Here is a 13,378-nt window from a genome sequence, read left to right on the forward strand (position 1 = left end):
TTCTCCCGATATTACACAGGTCCAGACTTATGCTTCCTGTTCAAACCGTGGAAATGCAGGTTCATTTGGTGAGCTCGTCCACCGCCTCAAGCGCGCGTTTGCAGCCAAAGAACCCAGGTTCGCTGATTGTGGCGACCAGCGACGCCGCTGTTCATGGACAGGCGGCATTCGGAGCAGGGGAACAACGCCGCCTAGCCGATGAATGCCCTGTTGTACACGCCACAGGACACCTCATCCACGTACCGCACTTGCTGGCAGAACATCACGAAGTGCTTATTGATCACATATTGGTTAAGCCCAACGGCTGCTTCCATCTCCTCAACGAAAGCACTCTCCCCTTTCGTGTAACCAATCTGCTCCGCAAAACACGCAAAGGCATCGGAAGTCCATGGTTCATCCGCTTCCGAGACGGTCCCCTCGGCACCTCTCCACACATTCAACCCATTGTTCGACAACACGATTGGTGGTAGATCAGGATATGCACCACAGTGCATGGCGTATGCCTGCGCCAATGGAATCGAGATGTCCGGATGCGGGCGATTATTCATACGCACAAGCAGTACAACGGCAACAACTGCAATCACCGCCACAATGGCCCATACTCTTGGGGACGCGCTGAGGCTCGCCATGGAACGGCGCGTGGCAGCCTGTTCAGGGGGACGTCTGGAAACGGCATACGCAGACAGCATGCGGTCGACATCCACACCTTGGAACACATGCGGCAATGCATAGCCATCCTCACCATCGATGTGCACATCCCATGGATTGTCACGGATCCAGAGATCCCCATGCACGGGCAATACGGCACCCGCCTCACGCCGCCTCCCATGCAGTACGCGCACCCGGTACGCCGGCACTCCATCGTAGGCGACGCCTTTGGTCAGCGCGGGGTCGGTTGAGACGTCGACCACCAGGCCAAGCGCATCCAGTCCAGCACCGTCAACGACGATGACATCACCCAATCTCATGGCTCTGCGGGTCATCTGCCATCCTCCATTCAAGTCATGCGCGAGTAGAACACCATATCGTCAGAGACGCTGTTGGGTTGCGCTTCGCCGTACGGTTTGATGATGAGATACGCCACTTGCGCCGGTGGGTTCGATGCATCGATCCCATCGACGGGCAATGTGTTGTCAGGCCCCACGCGGACCACTTCCAATGGCTTCTGCACCATGATGATGCCGGCCGAGGCAGGAGCGCCAGTGGACTGGTCATATGCCGGCTTATGCACTGTCTCGCCGTCACATGAGCTTGCATCCGTTTGGGTGCTGCAGTCGATGCGGTAGGTGTATTCGGTGACCATGTGGAATTGCTGCCTGAGGGTCGCGGGATCCTGCTGGCTTTGATAATTAGGGACCATCAGGGTCGACGTCTGCCCGTCCGGCAACGGGTTCGCATCACCCATCTGGGAGGTGTCCATCACAAGCGGCATCGCCTGCCCCTCGGTCTGTGGCGTGATGACGACGCAAGTGACACCATCCTTCCGGCACCATCTGCCACGGACGTTATCCGGATCGAACTCACCCTCCCCTGATTGCGCTCCGGCTTCCTCGGAGCTGTTGGTGGATGATGTTGATGCATCTGTGGAAGCCGATCCATTCGACGCCGAATCATCCGAGGAGGCGCCACCATTCGTATCCCCCTCGCCGAATGATTCATCCCCACTGCGGACATCACACATGACCACACTGTCGAAACCCTTGCCACACCGAATCTCGATATCCATCACCGTTTGCCAAGGCAACGATTCCAATTGTTTGGGATTCGTCACGAGGTTTCCGACGGAGGCGCCGATAAGTGCTCGCCAGAGCGACAATTCATTGGCTCCCGTATCCTGCTCGCCCATTGACTCAAGCATGCACCCCAATGTCGCTGAATCGAGCCCATCGGTACGGGGGGCAACCGTTGCATATTGTGCGCCGAGCCCTGTGCTGATCGTCTGCAGATCGCCGCACTGCCTCAGTAGTCCCAGTGCATATGAATCAGTGCTGTCAATGAGGTTGTCCAACCGTTCCTGCCGTTGCTGTTCAGCAACCTGCTGCCGGTGACGCTTCACCAAGACACCCGCACCCAGCACGACCGCAACCACACAGACCACCGCGATAATCCACTTTATGATGGCTGTGCGCCGTTTCCGCCTGTTCCATGCCCCCTCCTCATCAGAGGTCATGCTTTTGCGCGCCACACCGGCTTTCGCCAGCAGCCTTGCCACATCCTCACCTTGGAAGTGCTCCGGCAGCGCATACCCATCCTCGCCATCGACCCGCACATCCCATGGATCATCGTTGATCCAGATGTCCGTATCCGCCGGCACAGGCGACCCATCGGCATGACGGGAACCACACAATATGCGTATCCTATACGCCCACTTGCCTTGGGAGGCATTCCCCAAGCCACCGGTTTTTTCGGCATCGCCGGATATCTCCTCGACGATGCCGAGTGCGTTGACGCCGCGCGCATCGATAAGGACGATGTCACCGGTTTCCATTCTTCTACGTGTCATCTTCCCCTCATGTTCCTTTCTCTTGATCGAAGGTCCATGCGATCGGCGCACGCAGCATGGCCGACGTTTCGCGCCGACGGCCTCTAGCGACATGGTGTGTTCATCGGGGTCAGTCGTTTCAGTTGGCGCCTCGTCACCCCGGATCCGCCCATCATCGACGACAACGACGTCGCTAATCTCCATACTCCTGCGCCCCATCGCCTCTCCTTATCTTTTTATCTTTTATAAAAGATAAAAGTAGCTAGAACTGTAATCCACGCCTAGCGACCTGTCAAATCGTCGTACGGAGCCCACGGCAATCCCGACATGCCCGAATGTTGCTCTATCTTGGTAAAAAGATAATGAAGTACTTTGCACGGAAGGACGATGATGGCCGAAATCGTCACCATGAAGATCGGACCGCGAAAGATCCTGGACTACGACGAACAAGACCCCGACAACCATGCGATCACCGCGATCGGTTGGCAACCGGGCCTCTCCCAGCGAGACGTCTGGAGTTGCAGCGCCGGCTGGTGGAAGCTCGAACCGGGACGCGCGGTGCGATGTGATATCGGCATCATCCTCAACCCGGACAACGTCGTCGTCTGCGTCGCCAAAATCAAGGGCATCGTCAAACGCGACGACATGCGCATGTGGTTCCTCGGTGACCTCGCCGGCGAGCGCTACGACCCATGGATCGGCAAAACGCTCGAACGCAACGATTCGAAAAATCCTATCGCCTATTTCGACGAGCGCGCGATCATCCCACCCGAGGCGGTCACCGCGGAGACGACAACGCTCAACAGCAAGTAAAACCGGCTGGAACACGCAATGGGGCGCGTCCATCATCGTTTTATCTTTTATATAAGTTATGATGATGCAAAGATACTGTCCGTGCATCGAAGAAGGCACCTATGACCACGCTTGGGTTCCGTTATCGCATTCGCCAGAACACCGATGTTCCGCGCTCGGTGCGCGCGGACAATCTCGAACAAGCGGTCACCGGATGGTTGTCCACGCTCGCTTGGTCGGATTGGACGGTCACCTCACCCTCGGAGGACAAAACGACAGCCCTCGCCGTGCCATTCACCTCCATCGCACGGCTGCAGTCCGCCGGTGCTCCCGGGAACGACTTCCGTGAGCTCAACATCATGGCCTTCGACGGCAAGCCGTTCTATCGTGAGCTCATCGATGACGAACATGGCACGAACATCTATGATGAAGCCATCGACCGGTTGTGGCAGACCGTACAGCTGCTCGAAATCACCGCAGATGCGGCACACAACGACGGCGCCATCATCGATATCGGCAGGCATCGTATCGCCCTTGCCGAGGAGGGGACGACGTTACTCCCCCCGTTGTGCCTTGACGAAATCCCCCGGTTACCGGATTCCCTGAACACCTTCCGCTCCAAGTTGCGCCCCGTTTGGCCGGCGGATTTCACGTTGTTCGAAACGGCGGACTTCACGGTCGACGATGGATGGTTCGACATGATGTCCCAAGGAGCCACCGCATTGGACGACGCCTATTGGCACGCGCAGCGCCATGAGCTCGCCGACGCCCGGGGCCAACACCGCGTGCAGCAATGACCGCACACTGCAAGAAAGGAACAGATCATGGAGCATGACAACTCACCGATTGGATTCTTCAAGATGCTCGGCATCACCGAGAAGGAGCTCTCGGAGTATTCAATCAGGTTGAATCAGAGCAGCGACGCATGGTTCGATGCTATGACAATGTATTATGAGCAGCACGATGCGCTGATGGATTGGGTGTTCACACGCAGGTGGAACGGCAGCAGGGCCGGTGGCAATCTACGGCGGCGCAAGGTGCTGCAGTTCATCCAGCTCAACAGCCGTGAGAAACCGGCAACCCATTGGCTGTTCATCGGCGGCTATGAGGTTGGTGACACGGTGATGCGCGGAGGCAACGAGGTCTATCAACGCAAACCGATCGAGCGCTTCCGCCCCTTCGAAGCGCGCACCGTCGTCGTCTACCGCAAGAGGCGAGGCGCGATACAGATGGTGAACGACATGGCCGATGCCGGGCTGCGGGCGCGCTTCTTCGACACGATGATCGTCGAGAAGATCGCGCAATCGCCTGTGTCCGCGATGCCGTTCCCCGGATACGACAACGTACGTCTGTCCTTCAAAGAGCTCGTCGCCGCCGTGCATAACGACGAATGGCGCGGCGCACTGGGAGCTGTCAACGCCGTGTATCTGCAGACCGACACGCTCACCGGTTGGCACTATGTCGGTTCGGCTTACAGCCGCCATGGTGGCGAACGTGGCCTGTTGTCACGCTGGCAGGAATACGCGCAAGGCGACCACACCGGCGGCAACAAGCTATTGAAAGACCTGGTCACCGAACAAGGGGTGTCGTACATCGAGGAGCACTTCCAATATTCGATCCTCGACATCTTCGACCCCCGTGTGGCGGACCGCACGGTCATCGAACGTGAGCACTGGTGGATGGACACGCTTGGCTCGGTGCGAAACGAAAAGGCCGACCACCCCCATGGCTACAATTCCAAGCTCCAGTGGCGCCGTACCGGTGAAGGAGAGGATGCCGGCACTGACTGACAGGTCGTCTGGCGCCCTTCCCCTCATCGTATCGGTGTTGGAATGTATTCCGCTCACGCCTTCGTCAGCTCGGCCACCGCCTCAAGCGCGAGTTTGTAGCCGAAGAAGCCAAGGCCGGTGATCGTGCCGGTGGCGACCGGGCTGATCACGGAACGCTTGCGGAACTCATCGCGCGCGGCCGGGTTCGAGATATGCACTTCGATGAGCGGCATATCCGCATCAAGCACCATGTGCGCCGCGTCGGCGAGCGCATACGAGTAATGCGTGAACGCGGCCGGGTTCATGACGACCGCCTTCTGCCCCTCGGCCGCCTCGTGCATCCACTGCACCATCTGCGCTTCGTCGTCGGTCTGCCGCACGTCCACGTCGAGACCAAGCTCCTGCGCCCACTGCGTGCACAGCCTGCGCAGCTGCTCGAGGTCCTGCCTGCCGTACACGTCCGGCTGCCGTACGCCGAGGCGCCCGAGATTCGGTCCGTTGACGACGATCACCTTGACTGGCTCAGCTTCGGCCATATCCACTCCAATCCTTTGCGGGCTTCCCAGCCCCATGATAATACCGTCTGCGCGTCACGCCTGTTGGCGCACGCGTTCGAACGCCTCGCGCACCGCTTGAGCATCGGGGTCGTTGAGGTGGAACGGCTTGCCGATCTTTTCGAGCCCCACGAACCGCAGTGTATTGCCGCGCGCCTTCTTGTCGCGGTGCATCAGGGCGAGCACCGCGTCGAAATCGGCGCCGTTCCAAGACGTGGGCAGGCCAAGCCGGTCGAGCAGGTCGTAGGTGTATTCCACGGTCTGACGGTCGAGGTGCCCGGTCAGGTTCGACAGTTCGGCGGCGTAGATCATGCCGACGGCCACGGCGTTGCCGTGACGCCAGCGGAAATGCTCGAGTTGTTCGACCGCGTGGCCGAACGTGTGTCCGTAGTTGAGGAACTCGCGCAGGCCCGCTTCCTTGAGGTCGGCGGACACATGGTGCGCCTTGACGCGCACGGTGCGTTCGATGAGTTCGGCGACGACGGGTTTGAGCGGCGAGTCGAGGAATGTCTCGCCGTCGAACGCGCGCAGTTCGCTGGCATGCTCCTCAAGGATCGCCAGGATCTCAGGGTCGCGGATGAAGCCTGATTTCGCTACTTCGCCGAGGCCTTCGATGAAGATGTCGTTCGGCAGCGACGTGAGTGTGCGCAGGTCGGCGAGCACACCAGCGGGCGTGTAGAACGAGCCGACGAGGTTCTTGCCTTGCGGCGTGTTGATACCGGTCTTGCCGCCCGTCGACGCGTCGACCATCGCCAGCAGCGAGGTCGGGCAGTTCACATAGCGTACACCGCGCATCCATGTGGCCGCGATGAACCCGGCGAGGTCGGTGCAGGCGCCGCCGCCAAGGCCGACGATCGCGTCGGACCGTGTGAAGCCTTCGTTGCCGAGCCTTTCCCAGATGCCGTTGGCCACGTGCGCGGTCTTGCCCGCTTCGGCGTCGGGCACCACAATGTCGCTCACATCGTAGCCTGCCTTGCGCAGGATCGCACGGGCGCGGTCGGAGTGCCGCTGCACGGATTGCGTATGGATGAGCGCCACGCGCACCGGACCTTCGCCGAGCACGTCCGGCAGGTGGTTCAACACGCCTTCGCCGATGCGCACGTCGTAGGGCTCAATGCCGGAACCGTCTACATGCACAATGCCTTCGTCTGTCATCTCAATCATCTTCCTCGCTGCGGTTTTGGGGGTCATGCCGTGGGTGCGGACCACGACGTTGCTCACGGCGCGGTAGGTCGGGTCGCGCTGTTCGTAGAGGGCCATCCAGCGTGCATCGGCGTCACCGTCGAGCATCGGCCGGCCGCCGGCGCGGCGTGCTCGGGTCATGGCCTCATGCGGGTCCGCCTGCAGGTAAATCACCTTGCCGCCGGCGCGCGCGTATGCGGCCAGTCCTTGCTGCACGGCCGGCGTCATCGGGGCGCCGCCGCCCAATGCGTAGATGCCGTCGAAGCCTTCGAGTGTCTCGAGGATCACCTCACGCTCCACGTCGCGGAACGCGGGCTCGCCTTGCTGTGCGAAATACTGTGGGATCGACATGCCGATGCGCCGTTCGATCTGGATGTCGGCGTCACGGAACGGCAGGCCCATCATCTGCGCCATTTCCTTGCCGAGCCGGGTCTTGCCCGCACCCATCATGCCGATGATGACGGCTAGGGGACGCACCGCCCCATCATGTGCTGTGGTGGCCATGGCACTCACCGCATGTGCTCTGGCCACGAGGCCAGATAGCCTTCAAGGTTGCGCCGTGTCTCGTCCACACTGTCGCCACCGAACTTCTCGAGCAGTTCGCGGGCCAAGGTGAGGCGCACCATGGCCTCGACCACAACGGCCGCCGCTGGCACCGCGGTGCTGTCGGAACGTTGGTTGATCGCCTGGGCCGCCTCACCGGTGGCCACATCCACGGTGCGCAGCGCCTTGGGGATTGACGGAATTGGCTTCATCGCCGCGCGCACGCGGATCGGCTGCCCATTGGACATGCCGCCTTCGATGCCGCCGGCACGGTTCGTCAGACGGTCGATATGGCCGTCATCGCCCACCACCATCTCGTCGTGCGCCTGCGAGCCCGGGCGCATCGCTTCAAGGAACCCATCGCCGATCTCAACGCCTTTGATGGCTTGCACGCCCATGGCCGCGGCGGCCAAGGCGGCGTCGAGCCTGCGGTCGGATTCCACATAGGTGCCGACGCCTGCCGGCATGCCATAGGCAATCACCTCGACGACACCGCCAAGGGTGTCCGCATTGGCTTTCGCCTCATCGATGCGCGCAATCATCCGCGCTTCGGCATCACTGTCGAGCGTGCGCACGGGCGAGGCGTCCAATCGCTCCACGTCGTCGGGGGTCGGGTCCACCGACTGTCCCTCGACACCTGCACCACCGATGGAGAGTACGTGGGAGACGGTGCGGATGCCCGCCACCTGCTCGAGGAACCGTGCGGCCACCTCACCCAAGGCAACGCGCGAAGCCGTCTCGCGTGCGCTTGACCGTTCAAGCACCGGGCGGGCGTCATCAAAACCGTACTTGCGCATGCCGGTCAGGTCAGCGTGCCCGGGGCGTGGGCGGCTCAACGGCGCATTGCGGCCCTCGCGCGCAATCTCGTGATCGAGTGGGTCGGCGCTCATCACTTCCGTCCACTTGGGCCATTCGGTGTTGCCGATCTCGATGGCGATCGGCGAGCCGAGCGTGCTGCCGTGGCGCACGCCGGTGAGCAGACGCACCTGGTCCTGTTCGAATTTCATGCGCGCGCCACGGCCATACCCCAGCCGTCTGCGGGCGAGGGCCCCACGAATGTCGTCGCTCGTGACCTCAACCCCGGCCGGAATCCCTTCGATCATCGCCACAAGCGCCTCGCCATGCGATTCGCCCGCCGTCTGCCAACGCAACATGCCCGCTCCTTTATCTCGGTGAATACTGCGACTATCTTAACGGTATGCCGTACTTTTGCTACCTGCCGAGTCTGCTCTTCGGAATCGCCGTAAGCGCGCACGATGTGCGCACGCGGCGCATTCCGCGCGCATGGATCGCGTGCGGTGTGTTATGCCAACTGGTGGCATTCACCGTGGCCGCGGCATATGCAGGACGATGGGAAGCGCTCGCCGGAGCGCTCACCGGCATGGTGGCGGGCGCTGGCATCCAGTTGGCGCTCGCGTTGATTCGCCCCGGCGCGGTCGGGCTGGGCGATGTCACACTCTGCGCGCTCGTGGGATGCGCTGTCGGCGGTCACTCCCCCACCGCCTTTGTGCTGTGGTGGATGTGCATGGCGGCCATCGGCGCGGGATGGATCCTGGCATGGCAGGCACTGCGGCATATGCAGATGACCGGTGCACACGGCAAAGCGCCGTTCGCACCGGTCATCGTGGCGGCGGGAGTCGCCACCATTGCGTTCCTGGGTTAGTTCGCGCCGTCGTTGTTCTGCTTGTACTCCTGCACGTACTGTTCGAACTGGTCGTAGTTGTCGGTGAACTTGGTCTCACCGGTCTTGAGGTTCGTCGTCACGAAGTACAGCCAATTGCCGTCGCTGGGGTGCATCGCCGCCTCGACGGCGTCATCGCCCGGATTGCTGATTGGGGTGGGAGGCAGTCCCTTGTTGACGCGCGTGTTGTATGGATTGCTGCCGTCGTTGAGCTGGTCGTTCGTCAATTCGGTGCCGTTGATGCCGAATCCATAGGCCACTGTGCTGTCCATGCCGAGCGACATGTCGTCGTTGAGTCGGTTTTGGATGACGCGGCTGACCATGCCGTAGTATTCGGGCGAATTGACCTCCGCTTCCACGATGGAAGCGATGATCAGTGTGCGTTCACGGTCCGCGCCTTGCGTCACGCCCAGCTCGTCGAGCTTGCTGATGCGCGCCTTGACCATATCGGTAAGAATCTGCGTAGCGCTGGGGTCCGCCGAGACGTTGTACACGCCCGGCTCAAGCCAGCCTTCGAAATTGCCGTTGGCTTCCGCCGGCAGGATTTTCGACGCCTCTTCGGCGTTGGTGGTGACGGCCTCGAAGTCCTTCAGTTCGATGCCGGACGCCTCAGATGCACGTTCGAGCACCGCCTGCAGACGTTCGCCCTGCCGCACTTCCACGAAGCCCTTGGCATTGCCTTGGTCGGAGAGGATCTGCGCGGCCTGCGACGCCTTCATCTGGTGTTTGAGCTCATAGGTGCCCGGATACAACGTCATGTCGTTTGCGGAGACCACGCCGGTGAACGCGTCCACGGACTTGATCACGCCCTCCCGCACCAGATGCTCGGCGATCTGCGTCACGCCTTCCCCGGCGGTGACCGTGAACGCGACACTGCCGGAGCCCGGTCCCGGGTAATCCTCGACGACCGAGGAATCCGCAAGGGTGTTGTGCCGCCATTGTTTGACGGCACGGTAGGCGTAGATGCCACCGACGATCAGCGCGATGACCACCGCAATCGCGATGATGAGTTTCACCATCCTATGACGTTGCTTGCTTTTGCGCTTCATGCGCATGTCGCGACGCGACCGGAGTGGTGCAGGGGGTGCCCCCGCATCGTCCTGTTGCGCATTCCCCCATGAATCATCGTCATTGAAAAAATCATGGATGTCGTCTGACACGCTTGCTCCTCATAACTTCATCTATGCTCATGGTCGGTCGAGCGCCATCTGGAGGATGGTCACCGCGGACTGCTGATCGACGACCGCCCTGTGGTGGCGACTGTCGATTTGGGCATCGAATAGCCGCCGATGGGCGTCGACCGTCGTCAGCCGTTCATCTATGAGCATAACATCTGGCGTCCATGTGATGCCAGATTGTGGATCATTCCGCTCATGTTCAAGCCGTGTGACCAGATTGGTGGACCAGCGGCGCGCCTTTTTCGCGCTACGCCCTTCGGTCCCATCCATATCCAGTGGCAGGCCGATGACAACACGATCCACCCGGTTGTCTTCGATGACGTTGAGCACGTCATCGAACGCCTCGAAATAGTCCCGCCGGACTGTGATGTTGCCGGCGGGATGCGCCAGCGTGAGCTCCGGGTCGGACAATGCCAGTCCGACCCGTGCGTTCCCCAGATCAACGCCAAGCCACACCATACGCGCTCAGGCCTTCACGGCCTCACGCTGCAGCGCTTCGAGCGCGGCGTCGATCTGCGTCGCGTCAGAGCCGCCGCCCTGGGCGAAGTCGGGCTTGCCGCCGCCGCCACCGCCGAGCATCTTGGATGCGCCACGCACCAGGTCACCGGCCTTGATGCCGTCCTTGCGCGCAGCCTCATTCGTGGCCACGGCCACCATCGGGCGGTCGTCCTCGTTCATGCCGGCGAGGGCCACCACCACGGGCTTGTCGTCGCCCAGACGGTTGCGGATGTCCATGACGGTCTTGCGCAGCACGTCGAAGGAACCGAAATGGCCCACGTTCTTCGCGGCCACCACAACCGGCGCGTTCGATTCCTTGGCGGTCTGGATGATCTGCGGTACCGAGGCGGCCAGTTGCGCCTCATACATCGACGCGAGCTTGCGGTCGGAATCCTTGAGCTTGGCGAGCAGCGTGTTCACACGCTCGGCGAGCTCATCGGGGCGCGCGTTGAGCGTGTCGGACAGCTGCGAGACGAGTGCATGCTCACGTGCGTTGTAATCGTAGGCGCTTTGGCCCACGAGCGCGTCCACACGGCGCACACCGGAACCCACCGAGGCTTCGGACAGGATGTTGACCATGCCGATCTTGCCGGCGTAGTCGACGTGCGTGCCCCCGCACAGCTCACGGCTCCAGCCGTCGTCACCAATCGTCACGACACGCACCACATCGCCGTACTTCTCACCGAACAGGTGCATGGCGCCGAGCGCAATGGCGTCGTCGAACTTCATCTCCTGCGTAGACACACGCAGATTGTCGCGCAGACGGTCGTTCACGCGCGCTTCCACAGCGCTCATGAGCGACTTGGTCGGGGCCTTGGGCCACTGGAAGTCGAAGCGCAGGCGGTTCGGCGCGTCTTCGGAACCGCGCTGGGTGGCCTGTGGGCCGAGCTCCTCACGCAGAGCCTTGTGCACGATGTGCGTCGCGGTGTGCGAACGCGCGATCGCGCCACGGCGTTCGACGTCGATCTCCGCGGTCACTTCGGCACCGACGACGAGTGTGCCTTCGATGAGGCGGCACTGGTGCACGATGAGGTCCTTGATCGGCTTCTGCACGTCGTCCACCTCAAGCACGGCGCCATCATCAGAGACGATGTCGCCCTGATCGGCGAGCTGGCCGCCGGCCTCCGCGTAGAACGGCGTACGGTCCAGGATCACCTCGACGGTGGCGGGGGCCGACACCGCCGGCACCGAGCCGACGCCTTCCTGCATGATGCCGATGACACGGCTGCGCGACGTCATGTCGGTGTAGCCGAGGAACTCGATCGGCGCCTGCATCTTGTTCTTGAAGTCGTCGTATTCGCTCAGGTCCACGTTGTGGCGCTTCTTCAGTGCATCCTGACGGGCGCGCGACTTCTGTTCGTTCATCAGTTCACGGAACTTGGCCTCATCGACCTTGACACCTTGGTCCTGCGCCATTTCGAGGGTCAGCTCGATCGGGAAGCCATAAGTGTCGTGCAGCGTGAACGCTGCGTCGCCGGAGACCACGGGCTGCGCGTCCTGCTTGCCGGCCGCCTGCTCTCTGGCCTGCTTCACCGCGACGTCGAAGATCTCGATGCCGTTCGTCAGCGTGCGGCGGAACGCGTCCTCCTCGCCGTACGCGGCTTCGGAGACATCGTGGAACGTGGCGGCAAGCTCGGGGTAGTTCGGCTCCATCGCGGCTTCGGAAACCGGCAGCAGTTCCGGCATCACCGGCGTCATCACGCCGAGCACACGCATCGCCTCGATGGTGCGGCGCAGCAGTCGGCGCAACACATAGCCGCGGCCGGCATTGCTCGGGCGCACACCATCGCTCATGATCATCAGCGCCGAACGCACATGGTCGGCGACGACACGCAGCTTGACGTCGGCGTCGGCGTTCTCGCCGTACTTGACGCCCGCGAGCTTTTCCGCGGCCTCGATGACCGGGAAGACCTCGTCGGTCTCGTAGATGTTCTGCTTGCCCTGCAGCAGGTATGCCAGACGCTCAAGGCCAGCACCAGTGTCGATGTTCTTGTGCTTGAGCTCGCCGGCGATGTGCAGGTCGGTCTTCGACTTGACGTTGTCGACCATGTAGTTCTCGAACACGAGGTCCCAGATTTCGATGTAACGGTTCTCGTCGGCGATCGGGCCGCCTTCCTTGCCGTACTCGGGGCCGCGGTCCACGTAGATCTCCGAGCAGGGGCCGCCGGGGCCGGGGCCGCCGGTCGTCCAGAAGTTGTCTTCCATGCCCAGGATCTGGATGTGCTCGGGGTCGACGCCCTCGTTGCGCCAGATGGCGCGGGCTTCCTCGTCGTCGGTGTAGGTGGTCATCCACAGCTTTTCGGGGTCGAAGCCGTAGCCGCCCTGCTCCACCGGCAGGGTGAGCAGCTCGTAGGCGTAGTGGATGGCCTCTTCCTTGAAGTAGTCGCCGAACGAGAAATTGCCCAGCATCTGGAAGAAGGTGCCGTGGCGGGTGGTCTTGCCCACCTCTTCGATGTCGAGCGTGCGCACGCACTTCTGGTTGCTCGCCATGCGGTGGCTCGGCGGGGTCTGCTCCCCCATCAGGTACGGGATGAACGGCACCATGCCGGCGATTGTGAACAGCGTGGTGGGGTTCGGCGAGATGAGCGAAGCCGACGGCACCACCAGATGGTCGTGCTTCTTGAAATAATTGAGATAGGTCTGTGCGATCTGCGCGGTACGCATGTAGGGGGACGCTCCTTGGTATGTCCTATGTGGTT

The 13,378-nt window shown here is 61.8% G+C and carries 12 protein-coding genes; 4 read left to right on the forward strand and 8 right to left on the reverse strand.

Annotated features, from left to right (window positions below; genetic code table 11):
- Nucleotides 1-191 precede the first annotated feature (191 nt).
- Both BPSG_RS04415 and BPSG_RS08300 read right to left on the reverse strand, forming a co-directional pair.
- Nucleotides 192-983: a hypothetical protein gene (locus BPSG_RS04415; protein ID WP_026643147.1), complete on the reverse strand. Its 792-nt coding sequence runs from the start codon at nucleotides 981-983 to the stop codon at nucleotides 192-194.
- 14 nt (nucleotides 984-997) lie between these two features.
- Entirely contained in the window at nucleotides 998-2,686 is a 1,689-nt protein-coding gene (locus tag BPSG_RS08300) for a hypothetical protein (RefSeq protein WP_152595142.1), read from the reverse strand.
- Between the two features lie 183 nt (nucleotides 2,687-2,869).
- Here BPSG_RS08300 and BPSG_RS04425 point away from each other — a divergent pair, with 183 nt between their 5' ends.
- The 3 genes from BPSG_RS04425 to BPSG_RS04435 all read left to right on the forward strand — a co-directional run bounded on the left by BPSG_RS04425 (nucleotide 2,870) and on the right by BPSG_RS04435 (nucleotide 5,064).
- Complete coding sequence (locus tag BPSG_RS04425; RefSeq protein ID WP_026643149.1) at nucleotides 2,870-3,295, forward strand: hypothetical protein; 426 nt, start codon at nucleotides 2,870-2,872, stop codon at nucleotides 3,293-3,295.
- Between the two features lie 101 nt (nucleotides 3,296-3,396).
- Nucleotides 3,397-4,071: a hypothetical protein gene (locus BPSG_RS08830; protein WP_236822919.1), complete on the forward strand. Its 675-nt coding sequence runs from the start codon at nucleotides 3,397-3,399 to the stop codon at nucleotides 4,069-4,071.
- A gap of 27 nt (nucleotides 4,072-4,098) precedes the next feature.
- The gene (locus tag BPSG_RS04435) at nucleotides 4,099-5,064 is read left to right on the forward strand and encodes a GIY-YIG nuclease family protein (protein ID WP_026643151.1); all 966 of its coding nucleotides are present in this window, start codon (nucleotides 4,099-4,101) and stop codon (nucleotides 5,062-5,064) included.
- Nucleotides 5,065-5,117: 53 nt separating this feature from the next.
- On the opposite strand, the gene aroQ is transcribed toward BPSG_RS04435, so the two are convergent.
- The 3 genes from aroQ to aroC are packed head-to-tail and all read right to left on the reverse strand — an operon-like array spanning nucleotide 5,118 to nucleotide 8,476.
- The gene (gene aroQ / locus BPSG_RS04440) at nucleotides 5,118-5,579 is read right to left on the reverse strand and encodes a type II 3-dehydroquinate dehydratase (RefSeq protein ID WP_026643152.1); all 462 of its coding nucleotides are present in this window, start codon (nucleotides 5,577-5,579) and stop codon (nucleotides 5,118-5,120) included.
- A gap of 54 nt (nucleotides 5,580-5,633) precedes the next feature.
- Nucleotides 5,634-7,283, reverse strand: coding sequence for a bifunctional shikimate kinase/3-dehydroquinate synthase (locus BPSG_RS04445; protein ID WP_026643153.1), 1,650 nt, complete (start codon nucleotides 7,281-7,283; stop codon nucleotides 5,634-5,636).
- Nucleotides 7,284-7,288: 5 nt separating this feature from the next.
- The gene (aroC, locus tag BPSG_RS04450) at nucleotides 7,289-8,476 is read right to left on the reverse strand and encodes a chorismate synthase (RefSeq protein ID WP_026643154.1); all 1,188 of its coding nucleotides are present in this window, start codon (nucleotides 8,474-8,476) and stop codon (nucleotides 7,289-7,291) included.
- 44 nt (nucleotides 8,477-8,520) lie between these two features.
- Here aroC and BPSG_RS04455 point away from each other — a divergent pair, with 44 nt between their 5' ends.
- On the forward strand, nucleotides 8,521-8,985 hold the full coding sequence (locus BPSG_RS04455; protein ID WP_026643155.1) for a prepilin peptidase: 465 nt from the start codon (nucleotides 8,521-8,523) through the stop codon (nucleotides 8,983-8,985).
- Here BPSG_RS04455 and mltG read toward each other — a convergent pair.
- Genes mltG through alaS form a run of 3 tightly spaced genes read right to left on the reverse strand, consistent with a single transcriptional unit; the run spans nucleotide 8,982 to nucleotide 13,343 of the window.
- Nucleotides 8,982-10,163 carry an endolytic transglycosylase MltG gene (gene mltG, locus BPSG_RS04460; RefSeq protein ID WP_026643156.1) on the reverse strand — a complete coding sequence of 394 codons (1,182 nt, stop codon included), beginning with the start codon at nucleotides 10,161-10,163 and terminating at the stop codon, nucleotides 8,982-8,984. The two genes, BPSG_RS04455 and mltG, sit on opposite strands and share 4 nt — an antisense overlap.
- A gap of 27 nt (nucleotides 10,164-10,190) precedes the next feature.
- On the reverse strand, nucleotides 10,191-10,640 hold the full coding sequence (gene ruvX, locus BPSG_RS04465; protein ID WP_022857623.1) for a Holliday junction resolvase RuvX: 450 nt from the start codon (nucleotides 10,638-10,640) through the stop codon (nucleotides 10,191-10,193).
- Nucleotides 10,641-10,646: 6 nt separating this feature from the next.
- Nucleotides 10,647-13,343: an alanine--tRNA ligase gene (gene alaS, locus BPSG_RS04470; protein ID WP_026643157.1), complete on the reverse strand. Its 2,697-nt coding sequence runs from the start codon at nucleotides 13,341-13,343 to the stop codon at nucleotides 10,647-10,649.
- Nucleotides 13,344-13,378: the final 35 nt, after the last annotated feature.

Source organism: Bifidobacterium pseudolongum subsp. globosum, assembly GCF_000741295.1.
In the GTDB taxonomy this organism is placed as follows: domain Bacteria; phylum Actinomycetota; class Actinomycetes; order Actinomycetales; family Bifidobacteriaceae; genus Bifidobacterium; species Bifidobacterium globosum.